The organism is Methanocella sp. MCL-LM, assembly GCF_049676595.1.
Taxonomy (GTDB): Archaea; Halobacteriota; Methanocellia; order Methanocellales; family Methanocellaceae; genus Methanocella_A.
Window position 1 is genome coordinate 2,740,993 of record NZ_CP187259.1, and the last position, 21,678, is coordinate 2,762,670.

A 21,678-nucleotide genomic window follows, 5' to 3' on the forward strand; every position below is an offset into this window, starting at 1 on the left:
TTTTTTGAGGTGGAATAAATCGAGAAAACGTGATGTTATGAAGTTGAGAGACTACGTTATTAGACGGCTTCTATTACTGATACCCGTCCTTATAGGAATCACATTTATTACGTTTACTCTATCACATATGATAGGAGATCCGGCTGCAGCGTGGGTGACCGATAAGACTACCGAGCAGAGACGTGCGATCATCATGGAACAGCACCACCTGAATGATCCGCTGCCGATCCAATATCTATATTACATAAACGATCTTGTACACCTGGATCTGGGCAATTCGGCATCCGAGGGTGGACGAGCTGTAGCAGAATGTTTGGCACAGTACTTCCCGGCGACGCTGGAGCTGACGCTGGTAAGTATGTTCCTGTGCCTGGCGATCGGTATTCCGCTGGGAATTATCTCGGCCATTAAGAAGGATAAAATTCCCGATCACCTGGTGAGGCTCTTCAGCCTTATTGGCGTATCGGTGCCCATTTTCTGGTTCGGCCTGATCCTGCAATACATATTCTATCTTCAGCTTGATTTGCTGCCACTCGGCGGCAGGCTGCCGTTAACCATGTCACCACCGCCCCACGTCACGGGGCTATTCCTTATCGACAGCCTCATGGCAGGACAGATCAACACCTTCTGGATTGTGCTGGTACACTTGCTATTACCTGCATTTTGTCTCTCCTTCACGTACCTGGCAATTATATCCAGAATGATGAGGTCCAGCATGCTCGAAACTATGACCCAGGACTTCATCAGGACGGCGAGAGCAAAGGGGCTCTCAGAAAAAGCCGTCATCTTCAAGCACGCGCTAAGAAATGCGCTGACACCCACCACCACGGTGGCAGGCCTCGCCTTCGGTGGACTGCTGTCCGGTGCGGTGCTCACTGAAACGATCTTCATGTGGCCAGGCATTGGCAGATACTCTGTCAGGGCCATATCGTCGACGGACTTTGCCTCAATCATGGGGTTCACGTTACTAGTGGTCGTTATCTACGTGTTCACTAACCTGATCGTCGACATATTATACGCATATCTGGACCCAAGGGTCAAGTTCGGGTGATTACCATGGCAGTCGAAACACAAGAAGTAATCACAGGGCAGAAGAAGAAAGGCTCGATTATCAAGAACTGGTCCGACAAAAACGAGTCCAGGATCAAGGAGATCAGACACTCTATCAGGCTGTTCAGGAAAAGCCCTCTGGCAATGCTGGGCTTGTTGATCATCGTCCTGTTCCTGCTGGTGGCTATATTCGCCCCCTACATCGCCCCCTATGGCGCCGAAGAGCGCAACTGGAAAGAGCTCAAGCAGGCCCCGGGTGAAAAGCACATATTCGGCACAGACGACACGGGAGGAGATATCTTCAGCCGGATCTTATACGGCAGCAGAACCTCGCTATACATTGGATTCTCGGTCGTGTCGGTCGCCATCATCTTAGGAACGCTGGTCGGCGCCATTTCAGGCTACTACGGCGGAAAGGTCGACGAGCTGATGATGAGGATCACAGACATCTTCCTGGCCTTCCCAAGCCTTGTGCTGGCGATGGTCATCTGTGCTTTCCTGGGCAGGAGTGTCGAGAACGTCATGCTTGCTATGACGATAGTCTGGTGGCCGGCCTACGCTCGCCTGGTAAGAGGACAGGCACTGTCGATCAGAGAGCGTAAGTACATAGAAGCTGCCAGAGCTATCGGAGCCAGCGACTTCAGGATCATCACGAAACACCTGGCCCCCAACAGCTTTTCGCCCATCATCGTGCAGGCAACCATGGACCTCGGTAACGTCATCCTGGTCGCTGCGGGTCTGAGCTTCATAGGCTTCGGCGCAAAGCCGGGCCAGGCAGAGTGGGGCAGGATGATCTCGGAGGGCGCAGCGTATATGCTGAACCAGCCATGGATGGCCACTTTCCCGGGACTTGCCATCCTGATCGTCTGTCTGGGCTTCAACCTGTTCGGCGACGGCCTGAGAGATATCCTGGATCCGAGGCAGAGAAGATAGGAGGTTTGAACCATGTCAGAAGTATTAATCAGTATCAAAGGCCTGAAGACCAACTTCTACACTTATTCGGGTGTGGTCAAGGCACTGGACGGTATCAACCTCGACATCTGCAAAGGTGAGACGCTGGGCCTCGTGGGTGAGACAGGTTGCGGAAAGTCTGTAACAGCACTGTCGCTTATCCGGCTCATCCAGAACCCCGGCAAGATCGACGAAGGCAGTATTGTCTTTAATGGTAAAGATCTCCTGAAGGTTTCTGAAAAAGAAATGCGGACTATCAGAGGTAACAAGATATCAATGATCTTCCAGGAGCCGATGACCTCGTTCAACCCGGTCTTTACCATAGGCAGCCAGATCGCTGAAGTCCTGATCCTCCACCAGAAGCTGGACCAGAAGGCTGCGTGGAAGAAGGCTATCGAAATGCTGGCCTTCACAGGCATACCAGCCCCGGAAAGAGTAGCGAACAGCCACCCGCACGAACTTTCGGGAGGCATGCTCCAGAGAGCGATGATTTCTATGGCGCTCGCCTGCAACCCGGCCCTCCTGATCGCCGATGAGCCGACGACCGCTCTTGACGTGACTATCCAGGCCCAGATCCTCGAGCTGATGAAGGATCTAAAGCAGAGGATAGGCACGTCGATTCTGCTGATCACTCACGACCTGGGTGTAGTCTCGGACGTATGCGACAGGGTAGGCGTCATGTACGCTGGAACGATCGTCGAGCTGGCGGACGTCAATACGATCTTCTATAAGCCGTCGCACCCGTATACCACGGGACTAATAGGATCTATTCCTAAGATCAGCCAGACGGCCGGTCAGAAGCTGGATACCATCCCCGGTTCCGTACCTAACCTGATACAGCCACCCACAGGCTGCAGGTTCCACCCGAGGTGCAGCAAGTGCATGGATATCTGCAAGCAAGAAAAGCCGCTGCTGAAAAACATCGGAGCAGGACACTATGTGGCCTGTCACTTATACGATAACCTGCCGGAGCTGAAATAATGACGGAAAAACTCATAGAGATCAAAGACCTGAAGGTCTATTTCCCGATCCACGGCGGCGTGTTCTCGAAGACGGTCGAAAACGTCAAGGCAGTAGACGGGGTCAGCTTCTACATTAAAAAAGGCGAAACACTCGGTCTCGTAGGGGAAAGTGGATGCGGCAAGACCACGGTCGGCAGATCTATGCTCCGGCTGATCGAGCCGACAAGCGGACAGGTCCTGTTCCAGGGCGACGATATCGTGAAGTACAAAGCCAGGGAGATGCAGAAGCTGAGGCAGAACATGCAAATCGTGTTCCAGGACCCCAACTCATCCCTAAACCCCAGGATGCTCGTCAAGGACGTCGTCGCAGAGCCCCTCATCATCAACGGCATGAAAAAGGGCGAAGAGCTGGACAAAAAAGTAGCCCAGCTTCTCGAAACGGTAGGCCTGAATCCGACTCACGCGAACAGGTATCCCCACGAGTTCAGCGGTGGCCAGAGGCAGAGAATAGGTATCGCCAGGGCTCTGGCACTTAACCCGAAATTCATCGTCCTCGACGAGCCAACGTCGTCCCTGGACGTATCAGTCCAGTCGCAGATCCTGAACAAGCTCGAGGACCTCCAGAGAGAATTGGGCCTGACATATCTGTTCATATCCCACAACCTGATCGTGGTCAAGTACCTGAGTGACAGGGTTGCGGTTATGTACCTTGGAAAGATAGTCGAGTCTGCAAAGACTGACGACCTGTTTGCGAAGCCGATGCACCCCTACACCCAGGCGCTACTATCGGCCATACCGGTACCCGACCCCTCGATCAAGACCCAGAGGATCATCCTCGAAGGCGATGTCCCGACACCGATCAACCCGCCCAAGGGCTGCCGCTTCCACACCAGGTGCAGGTACAAGATGGACATCTGCGACAAGGTCGAGCCCGAGTTCAAGGACATCGGCGGGGAGCATTTCGTGGCCTGCCACCTGACGGATAAAAAGTAAACCTTAAATTTTTAAAAACTCTTTTTTCTTTAGCAGCATCCCCAGGTTACCGTGGGCTTCTTCCAGCCCGGGGTTGACGTTTAAGGCTTCCTTATACTCCACGATCGCAACGTCTATCAAGCCTTTTTTATCATACATCTCAGCAAGATAGAAATGCCCCAGGAAACATTTCGGATCGAGCCTGATCGCAGTCCGGTATTCGGCGATCGCCTCTTCTGCCAGATGCTTCTGGCTGTAGATGATCCCGAGGTTGAGGTGAGCTTCAGCCAGATCAGGGTTGAGCCGGGTAGCCATGTTGAACTCGTCGAAAGCCTCGTCCAGCCGGCCATTCTGGTACAATGCCTCTCCGAGCTTATTGTGAACCTTGGGGTCGTAGGGATTGATAGAGTTAGCCTCGATCAAGTTCTGGATCGCCTCGTCGATCTTACCCTTCTTGAGGCAGAGCGCGCCCATAGAATAGTAGATTTCCGACTCCCGCACGTCTATAAGGGCCCGGTTGGCGTGACCGGTGATCATGCCCTTGTAGCTGAGGACCTGACAAAGCTCCAGGTGAGCGTCTGCATTGTCCGGGTTCAGGCGGATGGCTTCGTTTAGCGACCGGATAGCCTCGTCGTACTGCTCTTTTTTATGGAGGAGCTTGCCCAGGTAACAGTGGTATGCAGTGTCCGCAGGGCTGATCTCCACAGCCTTCCGGGCCATGATCAGAGCATCCTCCGCCATGCCTTTTTTCTCCAGCACGGACCCGAGGCGATAGTAAAACTCCGCCGCCCCTGGATTCAGGGCGATGGCGGTCTTGTATTCATCCACTGCGTCCCCGTACTGGTTTTTGCTCTCGAACAGCATGGCAAGGTTATAGTGGTAGTAAGGATTGTCAGGGTGGAAGGAGTTCACCAGCTTCAGCTCCCAGATCGCCTCCTCAAGCAGGTTCAGCTGCTTGTAGACATCGCACAGCAACAGATGGGCGGTCACGCTCTGGTAGTTGATTCGGACGGCATCCTGCAACTCGACGACCGCGTTTTTCAGCAGGCAGTTCTTGATCAGAGCTCTGGCACAGAGATAGTGGATGTTGAAGTCGTCGGGGTTGACCTCCATCCCTTTTCTAAACTGGCTGACTGCGTCGCCATATGAGCCTTTTTTATACAGGGCATAGCCCAGGCAGACGTATACTTCGAAGTACTTTGCATCGATTTTGGTGCACTCCGTGAACTCGGCGATGGCATTGTCAAACTGCCCCTTTTTCAGGTGGCACTTGCCAAGCTGATAGCGGGTATGGAGCTTGCCGGGAGATTTCTGCCGGGCTGCCGAGTAGTAGCTGAAGGCCTGGTCAATTTCCCCGGAGGAAAAGTACAGATCGGCGAGGGCAAGGTACGCAGGCTCGTAAGACTGGTCGATCTTGATACACTCTTTGAACTCTTCGATAGCCCTCTGTAGCTGCCCGTTTTTGACCAGCCGCTCTCCGTTATGGTAGTGAAGAACCGGCTTATTCAAGATAGACTCAATCAGGCCCATAAAGATTCCTCCGGGCGGTACCAGATCAACCGATCAATAAGCAACGAAGGCTGTCTATTAATAGCTATTGGAATGTTCAGACGCGCCTTAAGCACGCTGAAGTAAGAACCATTCTTAGTCCCCAGAGCTGCCTTGCGGCATCTTTTTTGCCAGGTCATCCAGCTTCTTCCGGTTCTCCTCCAGCTTCCTGAGAAGCTCCTCTCTGCGCTGGCGGATGATCTCGATGTTACCGTACTCGTCTATGTACTTAGCCATGAAATCTTCGACGATCCGGTTCGAGTCTCCGTGGTTGATTTCGCAAACCTGGTAAAACCGGTCGAGGGTCTTCTTCGTGATGCTGAAGGTGGCCCGGGCTTTGCGCTCGTCCTCAGGCAGCTCGGGGCGGCCCCTGGATCGCTTGACAGAGTTTTCGGCCAGAGATAGTTGTTCATTGTACTGGGACATAGGGTTCACCTCATCAAGTGATAATTAATCCTGCAGCCCGATCTTTGCCTGCAGCTTGTTGATCGAATCGGTGACATACCTGGCTTTCCGCTCCAGATCGGTGATCTCCCGCTCGATATCGGTGAGAGACGATCGTTTCCTCTCGATCTCCTCGTTGTACCGGTAAAGCTCTTTAACGTGGGAGCAGAGCGTTTCTGCCAGCGTATCGATATCCTCTTCCCCGCCGAGTTTTCCGGATGATTTCGACCGCATAAATACACCCTTATATAATTTATTGAATACCAATCGGTTGCTGTCTATAAATAAGTTTCTATTCTCTTCCAATAAAAATAAATGATAGGATATCAGATCGAATACCTAGTTTGTAGAGGCTCCTTAAAACTTATGGCCGGTGATCAAACTATTTATAATCTGCAAGCCCAGTATAGTCTGACATCCCCATGGTCGGCTTTGACTCCCTGCTCCTGATAGGCATAGTAGCCCTGCTGCTTTTCGGCCCGGATAAGCTACCGCAATACCTGCGGGAGCTGGGCAAGATTTACGCGGAGATCAAGAAAGCACAACGGGAGTTCGAAAGAGAGCTGAACCAGTCACAGGATGCGCTTGTTTCTAAGCCGGTTGTCAGGCCCCCTTCCGAGAAAGTGGTGGGCATAGCAAGGAAGATGGGAATCGCTACGGAGAATAAGACGGAAGATCAGCTGTTATCAGAGATTGCTGCGGCAGTCCCCCGGCAGCCAGCTGCACCCCTGGAGGACTCTGTCAGCCCACAGGGCGGCAAGAAAGATATTTAGCCGATAAGCGCCTCTGTTTGACTATATGGCAGGATTCGTGGCTACCAAGGGAAACGGCGCGAAAATCCCTTACAAAAAATACATGCAGTCCAGGCCGGTACGCAACGACAAGGTGGACTGGGAAAAGCTCAACTCCGACGTCATCAAGCTTTACCTGCCCTACAAGAAGACAGCCATGATGAAGCTCCTCGGCCGGTTCATCGACATCCCCGACGAACGCAGCTTCCGGTTCAACCCCATGGGCTCCATGGTCTGGGAACTCTGCGACGGCAACAACACGGTCGAAGAGATTAAAGAGATCATTCTCAAGCGCACCAAGAGCAGCGACAAAGACGTCGAAAAGAGGCTGTCCAAGTTCATCAACCGGCTCATCAGGAATGAGCTCATCACCCTCGACACGTCGTAAATTAACTTTTTTCAAAATACCAGCCATAGTAAATAGTTTTCATACCACTGCAAGCACTCCGACTGTTTAAACCACAGCGGAACGGCTCTTTATCCTGACAATTGTAGATCAAATTTTTAAACCACGGCGGCACGGCGACACAAAGACAGAGCGATCTACGACTAGCCGGATGGTAACTGGAACCACGGCGGCACAGCGACACAAAGACAGAGCGATCTACGACTAGCCGGATGGTAACTGGAACCACGGCGGCACAGCGACACAAAGACAGTGGCAAACCGGTAAAAGTGAACTCTTTTTTAGTCCACGGCGACACCAAGACAGAGCATTAACCATAAGCTTGCTATCCAATCGTTTCAGCCTGACTTACGATCAATAGCCTGAAGGGAGCAAAATATATTTGTCTCCGTGCCGTCAGCCCGCCGTGCCGCCGTGGATCAATAAAAAAGGTGCCTATCTATTCGGGTACGGGTTGTCTCCGTGTCGCCGTGCCGCCGTGGTTTAAATAACCATCCTGCTATCGTTTCCCGCATTGTCTCTGTGTCGCCGTGCCGCCGTGGTTAGAACGTCTGTTTTCCCGTTGTCGGGATAAGGAGCCGTGCCGCCGTTGTTCAAATATTCTGAGTTGGTAGTATTTAGTAGCGGCAGAGTACGGCGAGATGGTCTTTGTGTAAAGGCTCGAGGGAGACGGTCTGTAATACCTCGAACTTTCGGGACAGGGTGTCGACTTCACGCCTGAAGATGGTCTCGGTGTCTTCGGTGATGCTGATGCTGCGGGCTTTGATGGCGACGACCACGTGCCCGCCTTTGGAAAGGTACTTTTCAGCATTGGCCATGGCGATGGAGGCCTGGTCCGGCTGGGCTACGTCCTGGTAGATGAAGTCGACTCGGTCGATGAACGGGGGATACTTTTCCGGATAGCGGGCGTCTGCGATGATGGGGATGACGTTGGTGCGGGGCTCGATGGCCGTGAGCAGGTCTCTTGCGGGCCTGGCGGCGAACTCTACGGCGAATACTACTCCGTCCGAGACAATGTCCGAGACGTGGGTCACCGTGGTGCCGCTGGCGGCGCCGAGATACAGGACTCGGGAACTGCGGCCAAGGGGGATTTTCATTCCCTTGATGAGCATGGAGGATAGCTTGCTCGTTACCGGGCTCCACGGCCGGTAGTAAGTTCCTTCGAACTCCGTCGCATCATCCTGTTTGAAAGTGGTACGGGTGGCCAGAAGCTCTTCTTCACCTGCGGTGAGATAATAAGTATTGTCGATGCCCGCGGGCCTGGCTCTGGTGATCGAGCTCATGCTTTTGGCCTCCTCTGCCCGCCGCGGAGCCGGGTAGCTCTGGCGCGGACGTCTGAGCCGAGGTCCATGCGTTCCCCGGAATATGCGTCAACTCTGGCTGCGATGGTGGCACGGCCGGCGATCATGCGGGACATTTTGCCCCGGAGACGCTTGGGTGAGCCGCTGATGAGCGGGTGTCGGTATATGAAGCCGTGCTTGGGAGACGGAGTGCCTTCCCGGATATGCTTGAAGAGCGCTTCACCGGCACCCATCACCTGGAGGGAGCCTGCGGGCAGCTTTGCCAGCCTGTCGAGGCCTCCGGCGCGGGCGATCAGCCTGGCGCCAAGCAAGGGGCCGAGCACGTCCGACAGGTTGGGTGCTACGTCATCCATGCAGGCCATGATATATTGCTCCAGAGCTTTTCGCTCGTCGGACAGGACTTGTGCAGCCCGGGCAAACCCCTGCATGGCTGCGATATCGATCGCTGTCAGCGGAGCTCCGGGGGGCACCTCGCCCGGGGCGAAGTTGAGAATAGCAGTAATTATTTCCTGAGGCCGGGCCCGGTGCTGGGGATAGTGAATGCCATACCACTCGGTCAGCCGCTCGGAAACTTCATTGTAAGCGTCGTGAATGGTATCGAGGGCTTTGATCGACTGGACGATGTCTGCATCCTTGCCCGAGAGCAGAGCCTGAATTCGGCTTCTGGCAACCAGGATAGCCGTGTCGTGCACCAGCCGGACGTACTCGGCCGGAGAGCTGCATAGCCCCGCTTCGATGGCAATTTTTTCAAAATCCAGACTATGGATCGATTCGGAGCTCTCGGCGCAGCCCGCAAAAGCGGCCAGCTCTTCGGGCGTCTTTCCGGCGATTTTCCAGCCGCCCCCGGTGGCCTGCTCTCCGAACCACACCTTCATATTATCTTAAACCTCGGTCAGCTCGGCGCCCAGGTTTCTGGCGCGAGTCTTGATCACCGTGCAGTTCTTGACAAGGCGCTTTGCCTCGGCCTCTACTTTAGAAGGCTGGTCTGTGATCGCGTAGATCGTGGGCCCGAAGGAACTCATTCCGACACCCGGGGCGCCAGTTGACCTGATGGCTTCGATCAGTTCTCTCGATCCCGGCTGAAGATCGATTTCGCACTTTTTGAAGCCGAGCTCCTGGATGGTGTTCACTGCCTTGCCAAACGTGTCCATATCCTTCTCTACAAGGGCGGGCAGCATCTGCATGAGGATGACGTGGCTGAGCCGCTCCACTTCGTGAAGCGGCACAGGGCAAAGCTTGGCGAACATGTCCTTCTCGTAGACGTCGTAAGCACCCTTGGCAGGAGGAATCACGAGCACAAGGTCCCAGTCTTCCGGGAAGTCCCGCTGCAGAATAACCGGTGCAGGAGGCACGCCTTTGGAAAACGAGCTGGGCAGAAAAGCATTCTTGGCGTCCATGCGGTGGCCGCCGTCGAGGATAAAGCCGCCGTGCTCGAAGGAGCCGATGCCGATCCCGGACGTCCCGCCCCTGCCGATCTTCGCGGCGACGTCCCGGGGCGTAAGCCCTAACCCGTAAATGGTGGACATGGCCATACCCGCCGCAAGCGCAGCCTGGGTGCCGGACCCAAGCCCGATGTGGTTCCAGTAGGACTTTTTGATCTTGAGGTCGATGCCCCTGCCGGGCAATATTGTCTCGCATGCCTTCCGCATTCGTTCGTTCAGCTCGGGATCGCCGCTGACCTCTACGGTATCTGCCGGCTTTGCCTCCAGCACGATACATGGCTCCTCCAGCGTGATCCCTATCCCGCCGTCGACCCGGCCCAGAGAGCCGTTCATATCAATAAGCGTCATGTGGATGCGGGAAGGGGTCCTGATTCTCAGCATGCTCCTCCTAAATGTATCGAATGAATCAATTAACCCTGCCATGTAGCATAACTGTATCGCTTTTCGGGGTTAAAAGATCGGATGCGTGGGACAGGCCTAAGATAGGTATCGAGACATAATTGACATAACTCGATACCAGCTACTTCAGCCCCATATGCCCGGACGGGCCATAAATACAAAAGCCCCCGCCAGGATTTGCCATAAGGTATGGATGCATGCCGGTTGCTGCATTGCAAGCCGGGCAAGACGCGGGGTGAATTTTTCTTGTTATACCCAAAAATATTCTTTGTGATATATCCATGCCAAGGGGAACTTTTGCCAGACCGTTTAACATGACACGCAGCTTCCGGGATGTCGAGTGGTCGCTACCGCGCAGGAAAGGCCAGACTAAGCGGTGTCCGGCCAGGAATAAGGAATTTGATAAGTACGCGGTCATCGAGCTGATGGAATCGCAGGATATCGGGGAGATACAGTACTACTGCCCGCATTGCGACGAGCTGGTGATCCGGGAGTTTGTCAGCCCGGATCGTCGCAAGATGGATATCATCGATCCGTCCCATACCTGACCTGGCTCCACCAGTATCCAAACCTTTAACCTTTTTAAGGGTCATATCCCGTTGGATTAACCCATGGCACGGGACAGGCTTAACGGCAGCCTTACCGATCGGTACTTACGGCTGATCGGCACGATGGCGGCAGAATCCTTCGGCGGAAATATGGCAGCAGCAAGAGCTTATGCTGATGATGCGCTGGTATCCTGCCTCTTATCGAATGCCGGCTTTTCGGGAGCGGAGAGTTCAACCGGTAAGAGTGCCCGGTTGGAATCTATCGCAGACCTGATTCAATCGATGGATGACCCGGCCGAAGACCTGTGCAGGCTACTCGATGCTTCCAGGATCAGGATTAAAAGCCAGATAACCCGAGATACAGGAGTCGTTTATACTCCGGCGGCAGTGGCCCGGTTCATCTGCAAAAGGACGATAGAACAGTGGCTGCTGCGGCAGGTAAACAGGCAATCTGACCGCTCATGGGGAACTCTCGCCGAGATTCTTGACTCTGGCTCCCTGACAGAGGCCGGGAAAGCGCTGGAACAACTGAACAGGGTGAGTGTACTTGACAGCTCCTGCGGTACTGGCATCTTCCTGCATGCGGCGACCGAAGAGCTGGCCCGGCTGAAAGAGGCTTTTGGCAGAGATGGTAGGACCGGCGGCCAGGTTTTTCACGAGACTCTGGAGAATAACATCTACGGCATGGACATCGACGGGAATGCCCTGAAAGCGGCCAGAGCAAGGCTATTATTTTCACTGAGAAAAGCTGGCTGCGACGGATGGAAGAGCACCGGGTTACGCCTGACGAAAAATAATGTTTTGCTGCCCGATTCCGCATCCCCGGAAGATTCGGGGTTCGACATAATAGTAGGCAATCCTCCGTACATGCGTGTCAAAAGCATGTATCGCGGGGAGAGCGACAGCCGGAACAGAAAAAAAGTGTTCGCATCGGACATCATGAAGAGCGGCCTATACAAGCTACAGGACGGCAATCTCAACCTCTACAAGCTGTTCATAGAGCGTAACCTCTCGCTGCTGAAAGCTGACGGCAGCCTGGGCCTCATTATCCCGTCATCCTTCCTGAACGAGACGTCTTCGGAAAAGCTGAGGCGCCACATCTTTGATACCTGCTCTATCGGAGAGATCGTAGAGATACCTGAAAAGGCCCGGGCGTTCGATCGGGTCAACCAGGCAACGGCAATTATAGTTTTACACCGGGGAGAACCTGGCAGCCAGTTCAGCCTGCGGCTTGGCGCCGACGTAGAGACCCTTGAAGGGGAGTCCATATCAGTCAACCTGGACGAGCTGAAGACCCTCACAAACAGCCGCATGGAAGTACCGCTGCTAACGGCCCCGGCGATCGAGTGGACCATGCTGAAGCACCTGCGGAAAGTGCCGCCCTTCAAAGGCGACGGCCATTTTGCCGCAGCAGGCGACATATGCGTCGGGCACCTGGACGAGACGATTGACAGGGAGTTCGTATCGGAAATCCCGACAGGGAACATGTTCATCAAAGGAATCCACCTACACGAGTACTGCGTGGATCTTTCGGAGACCGGTGCCAGCCCCCGGTGGGTGAACAAAAAGGGGCTCCTGGAAAAGCGGCCTTCCGCTGCCAGAGTCATCGAGCAGCCCCGCATCATCGGCCGCAACACCATAAACAAAGCCTGCCGCCGCCGGCTGAAATTTGCCCTCCTGCCCCCAGGATACGTCTGCGGCAACTCGATCAAGCAGATTGTCATCACGGACCCGGAAATTCAGCCGCTCTACCTCCTCGGCCTGCTCAACTCGGCGGTGCTGAACTGGTACTTCGAGGTCTTCTGCTCCCAGAACAACGTCCGGAACTACAGTATCGAGGCGCTGCCGATACCGAGGGCGCCAGAGCAGGTACAGGATGCCATTGCGTATGTTGCCCGGAAGATTATGGAGACAGACGGGAAGACGAGAGAATACCTGGACAGGAGGCTTATGGATGCGCTGGTCTACGAGATATACTTCACGGACATGCACATGCTGTCCTCGGCAGTGCTGGCAGCCATCGGTGAGCCTGCGGACGCAGAGGCGCTCATAGGGGACGATATCAGGCGTATCATAGAGATGATCGAGAGCCGGGAAGGGTTTAAGATCACTCAACGGGCTACATATCGCCTGACTTGAGATTATGGCTCATCGACGCCTGGCCGTTAAGATTTTAGGTATTATGTTTGTTTTTAGGTCAATTCATCTGTTCTGGCATGGTACCTCAGCAGTTTTCTTCATGGTCCGAGCCGAAGGCTCGAAAAAATCTATATGCTCCTTCCACCTTTTTTAAGCTGGATACTATGAAGATCACTTGTAACGCCGGCGGCCTCACGCTGAAGAATCCGACGATTCTGGCAGCAGGAGTGCTTGGGACTACGGGAGCCTCTCTGAAGAGGGTCGCGTCCATGGGCGCGGGGGCCGTGGTCACTAAATCGATCGGCACCGAGCCGAAGCTCGGCCACCACAATCCGTCGATGATTCGCCTGGAAGAAGGCTACATCAATGCGATGGGGCTGCCAAACCCGTCCTACGGGGAGTTCAGGCAGGAGCTGGAGATTGCGAAAGAGGCAGGAGTGCCGGTGATCGCCAGCATTTTCGGGGCGACCCCGGAAGAGTTCACCACTGTAGCGAACGGCCTGCCCGGGGCGGACGCCTACGAGCTGAACGTAAGCTGCCCTCACGCCAAAGGTTACGGGATGCAGTGCGGGACTGACCCTGAGCTGGTCAAAGCGATTACGAAAGCGGTTAAAGCGACTGTCAAGGTGCCAGTCTGGGTTAAGCTTACTCCCAACGTCACGGATATCAAGCCAATCGGCCTGGCTGCCCAGGAAGGCGGCGCCGACGCAGTGGTAGCAATTAATACCCTGAAGGCCATGGCCATCGACATCAACACTGGCTGGCCGATTCTTGGGAACCGCTCTGGCGGCCTGTCGGGCCCGGCGGTCAAGCCGGTCGCAGTCAAGTGCGTTTACGATCTTTATGAGACTCTTGACATACCAGTCATAGGCGTGGGAGGAGTATCCAACTGGGCCGATGCGATCGAATTCATGATGGCCGGCGCCTGCGCCGTAGAGATTGGCTCTGCAGTGTACGAGGACATCGGCACCTTCGCGTCGGTATCGATGGGCATATCGGATTACCTGGACAGGAAAAACATGCAGCTGAAAGACATTATAGGGATGGCCCACAGGAGGGTTAAGCAGTGAAACCGATCGATGCGACAATCACCGAGATCATCGACGAGACACCGACGATCAGGACGTTCAGGCTGGACGTCTCCGACTGGCTGAGGGGTAAACCCGGACAGTACGTGATGGTCTGGGTGCGCGGAGTTGACGAAGTCCCGATGACGCTGTCCTACGATGACGCGATCACCGTGCAGAAGGTCGGCGAGGCGACGGAAGCCCTGTTCAAGCTCAAAGTAGGAGACTCGGTAGGCATTCGCGGACCCTACGGCAACGGTTGGGAGATCGTCGGCGACGACATACTCCTGATATCCGGCGGCGTCGGCTCCGCACCGCTGGCACCCCTCGGAGAAAAAGCGAGTAAAATAGGCGTTAAAGTGACTACGCTGGCAGGATACCGGACAAAAGAGGAAGTCCACTTCGAGAGCAGGTACCACAAGGCAGGACAGACAATCGTTGCTACGGACGATGGTACCTACGGCAAAAAGGGATACGTCACCGACCTGCTGAAGTCGATTGACTTAAAAAAGTTCACCCAGATATACTGCTGCGGCCCGGAGAAGATGATGTACAGGGTGTTGTGCGCTCTTGACGAAGCCGGCGTAGCCGGTTCGTCCCAGTTCAGCCTGCAGCGTTATATCAAGTGCGGAATCGGAGTATGCGGCAGCTGCTGCATGGATCCGGAGGGGCTGAGAGTCTGCAGGGACGGACCCATATTCGACGGCGAAACCCTGCTGCGTTCTGAAATGGGCAAGTACGCCCGGGATGCCAGTGGCAGGAGAATTAAAATATGACCATCATCGGTAAGTTCAGGCATAACCACCACGAGTTCACCGGCGAGGTAATCGACGGTAAAGTACACTCGCACATTGCCGGCAGAGAGTACGATATGAGCAAAGTAACCGTACTACCTCCGTGCAGCCCGACGAAGATCGTCTGCGTGGGGCTGAACTACAAGGACCATGCCGCGGAGATGAAAGAGGCGCTGCCCGAAGAGCCCATTCTGTTCCTGAAGCCGCCTTCCAGCATAGTCGGCCATGGTGGAAATATCATCCATCCCAAACAGAGCGCCAGAGTAGACTACGAGGCAGAGCTGGCTTTCGTCATCAGCAAGCGCGCAAAGCATGTTCCCGCCAAATATGCCAAAGACTACATCCTCGGCTATACCTGCTTTAACGATGTGACAGCCAGGGACCTGCAGAAGAAGGACGGCCAGTGGACCCGGGGCAAGGGCTTTGACACGTTCTCCCCGATCGGGCCGTTCATCGTGACCGATATCGATCCGGTGGGGCTGGCAATTAAGTCTAAGCTCAACGGCGAGATCAAGCAGAGTTCCAATACCAGTAACCTGATCTTCAATCCTTACCAGCTCGTGGAGTTCATCTCCGGCGTCATGACTCTGGAACAGGGGGATGTCGTTGCCACAGGAACCCCCTCGGGCATAGGGCCGATGAAGAAGGGTGACGTCATAGAGATAGAGATCGAGAAGATCGGTACGCTACAAAATAAAGTGTTTTAAACTTTTTTCAACCATATTTTTTAACACTTAGATTATTCTAACAGTAAATATAGATAATTTATTCCAGATAAATGCAGAATAAGCTTAACATTTATGAAATAAATAATAGTAATTACTAATTTGGAGTTATATCAGGTTATAATAAGTAAATTATTCAAAATAAGCCACAATCTTTTTTTACTAGAAGTAATAAAAAGTAATCATCTGGGATAATAGGGATATTTGGACAAGCCAATGGTCGGGGTTAGCGGATGAGCCTGGGGAAGGGTAAGTATAATTTTAATATATTGAAAGTTAAGGGCTATAATTTAACATTTATTGTACTTATTGCCATCCAGCTAATACTATTGATTTTTACGACAATATTATTTATATACTCGATAGTATCGGCAAATCTGGAGATTATAAGCGTCATAGGTTTTGTGGGACTTTTACTCATATGCTTACCCGTATCTACTTATCTATATATAACAACGCAGAACATTACTATTAGAAGGATTTTTCTCGGCCTTACGTTAATGATCCTTTTTAACTCTATTTCAGGCATCCTGTGGTTCCTGGTACCAGTGTTGATCAATGCGAACTTTTTAATTCCGATCGCAATGCTGATGATGGTCCTGGGATACTTTCCGCTGGCTTTTATACTACTAGATACGTTCATCAGCCAGAAATCACAACTGGCAGGAGTAATCAAGCTGTTGATTTTTTACATCAACAGCACGTTCATACTAACCAGCCTGTACTTGATACTCACCCACATGCCTGACTATGCCGGCAATAACTACAGTGTTGTAATATATACAGCGGCAGTCATTGGAGACGTGCTCATCGTATCATTATCCACCGTCTTATTCCTGATAAACATCCCCACCCAGCACAGGTATATTTACTCTATACTGTTCATTTTTTACTCGATAAGCTTCATTGGGGATACTTGTGAGCTCATCAAGTTTATGAATATTTACAGTCTACCGGACATATCCGAGATTGTCTACGGGTGTATGTTCTTATTCTTGATTGGCGCGCTTATCGCATACTTGCTGAGTAATATAAAATTTACGACGATCGAAGAAGTGAATAAAAAATTACAGGATACCACCCTGGTTGTCGAAGATCTGATTACCCAGTCCCCGGATCCGATATGCATGTGCGATCCGGCGGGCAACGTCCTGAAAACTAATAACGAGTTCAATAAAATTATGAACATCGCCGGTGAAGAAGGTAAATGTATCAACATTTTCAGCTATAATTTCAAGACCGATTCAGACATAACTTCAATGCTTCAGAAAGCGAAAAGTGGTAAGACGGTGGTAATCGAGAGCGTGCAGATACCTCACGGAGAAAAATTCAGATACCTCTCGCTTAAACTCTACCCGACTTATTCTTCAGACGGTAACATCACCAGCTACATACTGATGGGTGTAGACATAACGGATAGGAAGAACGCTTATGAGCTTCTGGAAGCGAAAGTCAACGAGAGAACTTCGGAACTTTCGATACTAAACAACGCACTTCAGCGTGAAATATCCGAGCACAGGATAGACGAGGAAAAAATAAAGGCATCCCTAAAAGAAAAAGAAGTGCTATTAAAGGAGATCCACCACAGGGTCAAAAACAACATGCAAGTTATATCTAGCATGCTGGAGCTCCAGACTGCATATGTAAACGATGGACAACTCATTGACATAATCAGGGATTGCCAGAACAGGATCAAGTCGATGGCCTTAATCCACGAAAAGTTATACCAGTCGAATAACCTTGCTTACGTTAATTTTTCTGTATATATATCCAGCCTGATAAGTAATTTGTTAGGTTCATATAGAAAAAAGGTCAACAATGTCAAAATTACCACCGATATTGAGGACATATCGTTCAATATCGACATGGCAATCCCTATCGGCCTGCTCTTAAATGAGCTGATAACAAACGCCCTGAAGCATGCTTTTGAGGAAGGTGCGCAGGGGGAGATTTATATAAGCATAAAGGATCAAGGATCGGGCCAGTATAAAATCCTCGTAAAAGATAATGGAAGAGGGCTCCCGGAAGATTTTGATATCAATAATTTAAAAACGCTAGGGTTGAATATTGTCAACATACTGATAGATCAGATCAATGGAACACTCGAAGTAGATAGCGGAAAAGGTGCCCAGTTCGTAATAACGTTCCAGTATAATAAGTAAGGCATAGATGTGCTGAATTTTGGTTATTCAAAAAGTTAAGGAAGATCACTGGTATAAAAATGTCGACATTATCGAGCATAATATCTCGCTTTAGAAATGAAGTGATTTACGGAGGGCATATTACAGCCCTTATCGGACCATCGTTTGTATTGATATCAATAATAATTCTCGAGCTGCCGTTGAACTATACAAGCCTGATGGTTGCCTACCTGATACCCTTACTGGTATACTCTTATAACTATCAGAAAGAGCTTGAGATCGATAAGCTGACGAACTCCGACAAGACTCGCTATTTAAGCGATCGAAATAGAGTATTTCCTTACCTGTTCTATACATATTTAATTCTTACAATAGTACTTTCGGTGCTTATCAATAGTCTGTCATTTATCATATTCCTGGCTATAATTTTTACCGGAGGAATACTGTACACGATCATTTTTAAGCGTCTTGCTTCGATAGTGCCGGCTTTTAAAAATGTTTTCTCCACAGCAGTCTGGGCTTATTCCGGCACATTCTTTAACATATTTCTATATTCGTTGACCCTTGATGTAATGTTTATATTCCTGTTCGTATTCATCTATCTCAAGATATTCATCAATAACGTATTTTTTGACATCAAAGATATGGCCACAGATAAGCAAGAAGGCTTGATGACCATACCCATCATGATCGGAAAGAAAAATACGTATTACCTATTATCGCTACTGAATGTTATCTCTCTGATAATTTTGATATATTCAGTGTACACAAGTATTGTTCCATTGTATACGATTTCGCTGGGAGTATTTTCCCTTTATACTCAGTATTATCTAATAAAAGGAAATAGCACAGCCGGTAAAGACCTTTTAAAATATACTTATATAATATCAGATGCGGAATTTATACTCTGGCCAATAGCCCTGTTTATAGGTAAAATAATGATGAATGGTACAATATTCTAATGTTAAGCGGTGATGAGTAATGTTTGGGGCAAGCGAGAATAGTGACGATAAATTCAACAGGCTACTTTACGCATCGATAATCGTACTGTCGATTGTGACAGTTTTGCTGATATTGTTTAACGATATCAAAATCATCGATGAAATGCAGCCAGTAATAATGACGATCATAGTTTTTGCCATAGTTTCCGCCCATGGAATAAAACGCTACGGCTTGAAAAACATGGTTATATTTTTCTTCATTGCCTGGATCGTGAGTCACTTTTTTGAAGCTTTAAGTATTGTAACTGGGTTCCCCTTTAGCTATTATACCTATGTAAACATGGAAGGACCCCGGCTATTTGACGTGCCAGTCACCATCATGTTTGCGTACTTTTCAATAGGATACTTATCCTGGATGTTAGCTCACGTGATAACGGGACAGTATGGCAGACAACTGGAAGGAAAACACGTATTCTTAGTCCCGTTTATCGCCACCTTCATCATGGTAATGTGGGACCTTACGATGGACCCCATAGCATCTACCGTGCATAAATTATGGATATGGACCAATCCCGGGCCCTTTTACGGAGTTCCGGTCATGAACTTCTTTGGATGGTTCCTGGTGGTCTTTATTTTCTTCCAGGTATTTGCCATATACCTATCGAAGTACGACATAATAGGAACTTTAAAAACGACAGTCTTTAACACCAGGCCATACTGGGCTGCAGTAGCCATTGTATATATCATCCAGGCCGCGTATGGAGTCATTAATCTTAGAGCCCCACCCGGTACGAGTGATATCTTTTTATCCATGGGATTGATTGCAGTATTCACAACCATGTTCGTGACAATAATATCCTTAGTTATTATATCGAATAGTAAAGAATTAATATAATAACATAATTTATTAAATTTTAAATTCTCTTTAATACTTAAAATCCAACCGCCCATATATGTTAATAGTAATTAATTTTGTATTATTGACAAAAGCTTAAAATACAAAAATTTTGAGTGACGCCAAAATCTTTTTTAGTATGCAAGCCCATCTACTTTTAAGGTATTTGCCAGGAAAAAGCAAATTTAAATGGTAATATCATGGATGCAAAAATTGTAAGGGTTAAAGGATTTAATTTCGTTTTAATATTGCTGGTTGCAATATTTCTTATCAGCCTGATTACGTCATCCATTCTGATCGTATATTCGTACGTTCCCTCGGATATTGCCATTACCAGCGTCATCGGTGTTGTTGGAATAATTATTCTGGGGTTGCCGATGAGCTATATCTTGTATACCTCTAACAACGACCGTACTTCCAAACTGATATTTATCGCCATCGGGGCTACGATGATCTCAGTCGTGGTGTCGGGCACTATATGGTATGTATTGCCCTCGGTGATCGATTCGCCGCTCATCATCCCGATAGGCATGCTGGTATCCGTAATCAGCTACTTACCCCTCCTCGTAGCCTTGTTAAAAGTATTTTTCGAGCAAAAAAACAAGCTCGCCAGTATCGTAATACAAACGATATTTTACATCAACGGGATATTCATAATATTACTGGTACTGTTTACCCTTTCGAATGTAACGTCGTACATTGCCGAAAGTTACAGGTCGTACCTATACACGCTGATGCTCATTCTTGACGTCCTGCTGATCTCGTTTTCGACGGTTAACCTGCTGATCAATATTCCCACCAAGCACAGGTACCTCTTTTCGATCATCTTCGGGTACTGTATACTGAGCTTCGCCGGGGATATGCTGTCGCTGCTAAAGACTCTTGACGTGAGCAGTTTTAACCTGGCACCACAGGTATTCTATGATCTGGCCCTGATCTTCCTGACCCTGACCCTGGTAGTGTATGTACTGAGCAACATCAAAACCCAGACCATCGAAGAAATCAACAAAAAACTGGAAGACACGACCCTGCTGGTTCAGGACATGGTTACGCACTCGCCGGATGCCATGTGCATGTGTGATACCGATGGCACGGTCTTAAGGGCTAACCGGACATTCTACGAGCTTTTCGGGCTGGCTGAAACAGATACTCCCCGGGATATCAACATTTTTGACTATAACATTAACCTGGACCTAAGCGTCGTCGAGAGCCTGAGAAAAGTGAAACTGGGAGAACCCGTCCACGTGGACAGCGTGAGGTATGTAACGGCGGACAATAAGGAGAAATATCTCTCGCTCAAGCTGTTTCCGACCAAGTCCTCGGATAAGAAAATCGCCTACTATATACTAATTGCAGAAGATATTACCGCGAGAAAGAACGCGGAAGAGGCCCTGAAGAACTCGTACGACCAGCTGGAGATCAGAGTAAAAGAGAGGACAGCAGAACTGTATATTTTAAACAACGCACTGCAGAAGGAAATTAACGAGCACAAGAAAGACGAAGAGAAGATCATCACGTCGCTGAAAGAGAAGGAAGTGCTTCTCAAGGAGATCCATCACCGGGTCAAGAATAACATGCAGATTATCTCCAGTATGCTGGGCCTGCAATCGACATTAATGAGCAACAAGGAGCTAAATGACATACTGAAGGACAGCCAGAACCGGATCAAGTCAATGGCGCTGATCCACGAGAAACTCTACCAGTCGGAAAACATGGCCTGTATCAGCATAAAAGATTACGTAGACAGCCTGGTTAAAAACCTCTACAATTCTTACGGGATCAGCGTGGATCGCATCAACATCGAGAAGGACATCGATGACTTCACCTTTAGCATCGATACGTCTATACCCCTCGGGCTCATCATTAACGAGATTATATCAAACTCCTTCAAGCACGCTTTTCCGGACGGCAGGAAAGGCAAGATCAGCATAACCATAAAAAAGGGTGAGAACGGGAACTTCCGAATGGAAATCACAGACGACGGAGTCGGCTTCAAAGAGGACGTGGACATCAAAAATACCCGGACGCTGGGTATGAACCTGATATTCGCGCTGACAGAGCAGATCAACGCTGAGATAAAGATAGAAAAGGAAAACGGCGTCCGGTACGAAGTTATTTTCCCCGACGCTAAAAGGTAGTATAGAAAACCTGAAGGTCAGCTG

At 50.4% G+C, this 21,678-nt stretch carries 21 protein-coding genes; 15 read left to right on the plus strand and 6 right to left on the minus strand.

Going from position 1 to position 21,678, the window contains the following annotated elements:
- Window positions 1–37 precede the first annotated feature (37 nt).
- Genes ACPLPM_RS13995 through ACPLPM_RS14010 form a run of 4 tightly spaced genes read left to right on the plus strand, consistent with a single transcriptional unit; the run spans window position 38 to window position 3,956 of the window.
- Entirely contained in the window at window positions 38–1,051 is a 1,014-nt protein-coding gene (locus tag ACPLPM_RS13995) for an ABC transporter permease (RefSeq protein WP_424357391.1), read from the plus strand.
- A gap of 5 nt (window positions 1,052–1,056) precedes the next feature.
- Complete coding sequence (locus ACPLPM_RS14000; RefSeq protein ID WP_424357392.1) at window positions 1,057–1,983, plus strand: ABC transporter permease; 927 nt, start codon at window positions 1,057–1,059, stop codon at window positions 1,981–1,983.
- Between the two features lie 12 nt (window positions 1,984–1,995).
- Window positions 1,996–2,982, plus strand: a complete 987-nt coding sequence (locus ACPLPM_RS14005; protein ID WP_424357393.1) for an ABC transporter ATP-binding protein — start codon at window positions 1,996–1,998, stop codon at window positions 2,980–2,982.
- The gene (locus ACPLPM_RS14010; protein ID WP_424357394.1) at window positions 2,982–3,956 is read left to right on the plus strand and encodes an ABC transporter ATP-binding protein; all 975 of its coding nucleotides are present in this window, start codon (window positions 2,982–2,984) and stop codon (window positions 3,954–3,956) included. The genes ACPLPM_RS14005 and ACPLPM_RS14010 overlap by 1 nt, the downstream gene beginning before the upstream one ends.
- Before the next feature lie 3 nt (window positions 3,957–3,959).
- On the opposite strand, the gene ACPLPM_RS14015 is transcribed toward ACPLPM_RS14010, so the two are convergent.
- The 3 genes from ACPLPM_RS14015 to ACPLPM_RS14025 form a co-directional block, all read right to left on the minus strand.
- A complete protein-coding gene (locus ACPLPM_RS14015) occupies window positions 3,960–5,465 on the minus strand; it encodes a tetratricopeptide repeat protein (protein ID WP_424357395.1) in 1,506 nt (501 codons plus the stop codon).
- Window positions 5,466–5,579: 114 nt separating this feature from the next.
- Window positions 5,580–5,909, minus strand: a complete 330-nt coding sequence (locus ACPLPM_RS14020; protein ID WP_424357396.1) for a hypothetical protein — start codon at window positions 5,907–5,909, stop codon at window positions 5,580–5,582.
- A gap of 24 nt (window positions 5,910–5,933) precedes the next feature.
- A complete protein-coding gene (locus ACPLPM_RS14025) occupies window positions 5,934–6,161 on the minus strand; it encodes a hypothetical protein (RefSeq protein ID WP_424357397.1) in 228 nt (75 codons plus the stop codon).
- Window positions 6,162–6,349: 188 nt separating this feature from the next.
- Between ACPLPM_RS14025 and ACPLPM_RS14030 the strand changes: the two genes are divergently transcribed.
- Both ACPLPM_RS14030 and ACPLPM_RS14035 read left to right on the plus strand, forming a co-directional pair.
- Window positions 6,350–6,700: a twin-arginine translocase TatA/TatE family subunit gene (locus ACPLPM_RS14030; protein ID WP_424357398.1), complete on the plus strand. Its 351-nt coding sequence runs from the start codon at window positions 6,350–6,352 to the stop codon at window positions 6,698–6,700.
- 25 nt (window positions 6,701–6,725) lie between these two features.
- Entirely contained in the window at window positions 6,726–7,106 is a 381-nt protein-coding gene (locus tag ACPLPM_RS14035) for a PqqD family protein (RefSeq protein WP_424357399.1), read from the plus strand.
- A 635-nt stretch (window positions 7,107–7,741) separates the two neighbouring features.
- On the opposite strand, the gene ACPLPM_RS14040 is transcribed toward ACPLPM_RS14035, so the two are convergent.
- From ACPLPM_RS14040 to ACPLPM_RS14050, 3 genes are read right to left on the minus strand one after another with little or no spacing between them, the layout of a single operon-like run.
- Window positions 7,742–8,407 (minus strand): fibrillarin-like rRNA/tRNA 2'-O-methyltransferase, encoded by a 666-nt coding sequence (locus ACPLPM_RS14040; protein ID WP_424357400.1) that lies wholly within the window; start codon window positions 8,405–8,407, stop codon window positions 7,742–7,744.
- Window positions 8,404–9,300 (minus strand): NOP5/NOP56 family protein, encoded by an 897-nt coding sequence (locus ACPLPM_RS14045; protein WP_424357401.1) that lies wholly within the window; start codon window positions 9,298–9,300, stop codon window positions 8,404–8,406. Before ACPLPM_RS14045 ends, ACPLPM_RS14040 begins: the two co-directional genes overlap by 4 nt.
- 6 nt (window positions 9,301–9,306) lie before the next feature.
- Window positions 9,307–10,248, minus strand: a complete 942-nt coding sequence (locus ACPLPM_RS14050) for a beta-ribofuranosylaminobenzene 5'-phosphate synthase (protein ID WP_424357402.1) — start codon at window positions 10,246–10,248, stop codon at window positions 9,307–9,309.
- A gap of 299 nt (window positions 10,249–10,547) precedes the next feature.
- On the opposite strand from ACPLPM_RS14050, the gene ACPLPM_RS14055 reads away from it, so the two are divergent.
- The 9 genes from ACPLPM_RS14055 (at window position 10,548) to ACPLPM_RS14095 (ending at window position 21,654) form a co-directional block, all read left to right on the plus strand.
- The gene (locus tag ACPLPM_RS14055) at window positions 10,548–10,814 is read left to right on the plus strand and encodes a hypothetical protein (RefSeq protein WP_424357403.1); all 267 of its coding nucleotides are present in this window, start codon (window positions 10,548–10,550) and stop codon (window positions 10,812–10,814) included.
- Window positions 10,815–10,877: 63 nt separating this feature from the next.
- Window positions 10,878–12,953, plus strand: a complete 2,076-nt coding sequence (locus ACPLPM_RS14060) for an Eco57I restriction-modification methylase domain-containing protein (RefSeq protein WP_424357404.1) — start codon at window positions 10,878–10,880, stop codon at window positions 12,951–12,953.
- A 164-nt stretch (window positions 12,954–13,117) separates the two neighbouring features.
- Entirely contained in the window at window positions 13,118–14,023 is a 906-nt protein-coding gene (locus tag ACPLPM_RS14065; RefSeq protein ID WP_424357405.1) for a dihydroorotate dehydrogenase, read from the plus strand.
- Complete coding sequence (locus ACPLPM_RS14070) at window positions 14,020–14,796, plus strand: dihydroorotate dehydrogenase electron transfer subunit (protein WP_424357406.1); 777 nt, start codon at window positions 14,020–14,022, stop codon at window positions 14,794–14,796. Before ACPLPM_RS14065 ends, ACPLPM_RS14070 begins: the two co-directional genes overlap by 4 nt.
- Window positions 14,793–15,521: a fumarylacetoacetate hydrolase family protein gene (locus ACPLPM_RS14075; protein ID WP_424357407.1), complete on the plus strand. Its 729-nt coding sequence runs from the start codon at window positions 14,793–14,795 to the stop codon at window positions 15,519–15,521. The genes ACPLPM_RS14070 and ACPLPM_RS14075 overlap by 4 nt, the downstream gene beginning before the upstream one ends.
- 251 nt (window positions 15,522–15,772) lie before the next feature.
- Complete coding sequence (locus tag ACPLPM_RS14080; RefSeq protein WP_424357408.1) at window positions 15,773–17,701, plus strand: histidine kinase dimerization/phosphoacceptor domain -containing protein; 1,929 nt, start codon at window positions 15,773–15,775, stop codon at window positions 17,699–17,701.
- A 59-nt stretch (window positions 17,702–17,760) separates the two neighbouring features.
- Entirely contained in the window at window positions 17,761–18,642 is an 882-nt protein-coding gene (locus ACPLPM_RS14085) for a UbiA family prenyltransferase (protein ID WP_424357409.1), read from the plus strand.
- 19 nt (window positions 18,643–18,661) lie between these two features.
- Entirely contained in the window at window positions 18,662–19,516 is an 855-nt protein-coding gene (locus ACPLPM_RS14090; RefSeq protein WP_424357410.1) for a carotenoid biosynthesis protein, read from the plus strand.
- A gap of 377 nt (window positions 19,517–19,893) precedes the next feature.
- Window positions 19,894–21,654: a histidine kinase dimerization/phosphoacceptor domain -containing protein gene (locus tag ACPLPM_RS14095; RefSeq protein WP_424357411.1), complete on the plus strand. Its 1,761-nt coding sequence runs from the start codon at window positions 19,894–19,896 to the stop codon at window positions 21,652–21,654.
- Window positions 21,655–21,678 lie beyond the last annotated feature (24 nt).

Coding starts and splice junctions, on each gene's coding strand:
- ACPLPM_RS14065 (WP_424357405.1), top strand. CDS start 13,118: ATGAAGATCACTTGTAACGCCGGCGGCCTCACGCTGAAGAATCCGACG.
- ACPLPM_RS14050 (WP_424357402.1), bottom strand. CDS start 10,248: ATGCTGAGAATCAGGACCCCTTCCCGCATCCACATGACGCTTATTGAT.
- ACPLPM_RS14060 (WP_424357404.1), top strand. CDS start 10,878: ATGGCACGGGACAGGCTTAACGGCAGCCTTACCGATCGGTACTTACGG.
- ACPLPM_RS14020 (WP_424357396.1), bottom strand. CDS start 5,909: ATGTCCCAGTACAATGAACAACTATCTCTGGCCGAAAACTCTGTCAAG.
- ACPLPM_RS14030 (WP_424357398.1), top strand. CDS start 6,350: ATGGTCGGCTTTGACTCCCTGCTCCTGATAGGCATAGTAGCCCTGCTG.
- ACPLPM_RS14085 (WP_424357409.1), top strand. CDS start 17,761: ATGTCGACATTATCGAGCATAATATCTCGCTTTAGAAATGAAGTGATT.
- ACPLPM_RS14010 (WP_424357394.1), top strand. CDS start 2,982: ATGACGGAAAAACTCATAGAGATCAAAGACCTGAAGGTCTATTTCCCG.
- ACPLPM_RS14080 (WP_424357408.1), top strand. CDS start 15,773: ATGAGCCTGGGGAAGGGTAAGTATAATTTTAATATATTGAAAGTTAAG.
- ACPLPM_RS14045 (WP_424357401.1), bottom strand. CDS start 9,300: ATGAAGGTGTGGTTCGGAGAGCAGGCCACCGGGGGCGGCTGGAAAATC.
- ACPLPM_RS14025 (WP_424357397.1), bottom strand. CDS start 6,161: ATGCGGTCGAAATCATCCGGAAAACTCGGCGGGGAAGAGGATATCGAT.
- ACPLPM_RS14005 (WP_424357393.1), top strand. CDS start 1,996: ATGTCAGAAGTATTAATCAGTATCAAAGGCCTGAAGACCAACTTCTAC.
- ACPLPM_RS14015 (WP_424357395.1), bottom strand. CDS start 5,465: ATGGGCCTGATTGAGTCTATCTTGAATAAGCCGGTTCTTCACTACCAT.
- ACPLPM_RS14000 (WP_424357392.1), top strand. CDS start 1,057: ATGGCAGTCGAAACACAAGAAGTAATCACAGGGCAGAAGAAGAAAGGC.
- ACPLPM_RS14090 (WP_424357410.1), top strand. CDS start 18,662: ATGTTTGGGGCAAGCGAGAATAGTGACGATAAATTCAACAGGCTACTT.
- ACPLPM_RS14075 (WP_424357407.1), top strand. CDS start 14,793: ATGACCATCATCGGTAAGTTCAGGCATAACCACCACGAGTTCACCGGC.
- ACPLPM_RS14055 (WP_424357403.1), top strand. CDS start 10,548: ATGCCAAGGGGAACTTTTGCCAGACCGTTTAACATGACACGCAGCTTC.
- ACPLPM_RS14035 (WP_424357399.1), top strand. CDS start 6,726: ATGGCAGGATTCGTGGCTACCAAGGGAAACGGCGCGAAAATCCCTTAC.
- ACPLPM_RS13995 (WP_424357391.1), top strand. CDS start 38: ATGAAGTTGAGAGACTACGTTATTAGACGGCTTCTATTACTGATACCC.
- ACPLPM_RS14095 (WP_424357411.1), top strand. CDS start 19,894: ATGAGCTATATCTTGTATACCTCTAACAACGACCGTACTTCCAAACTG.
- ACPLPM_RS14040 (WP_424357400.1), bottom strand. CDS start 8,407: ATGAGCTCGATCACCAGAGCCAGGCCCGCGGGCATCGACAATACTTAT.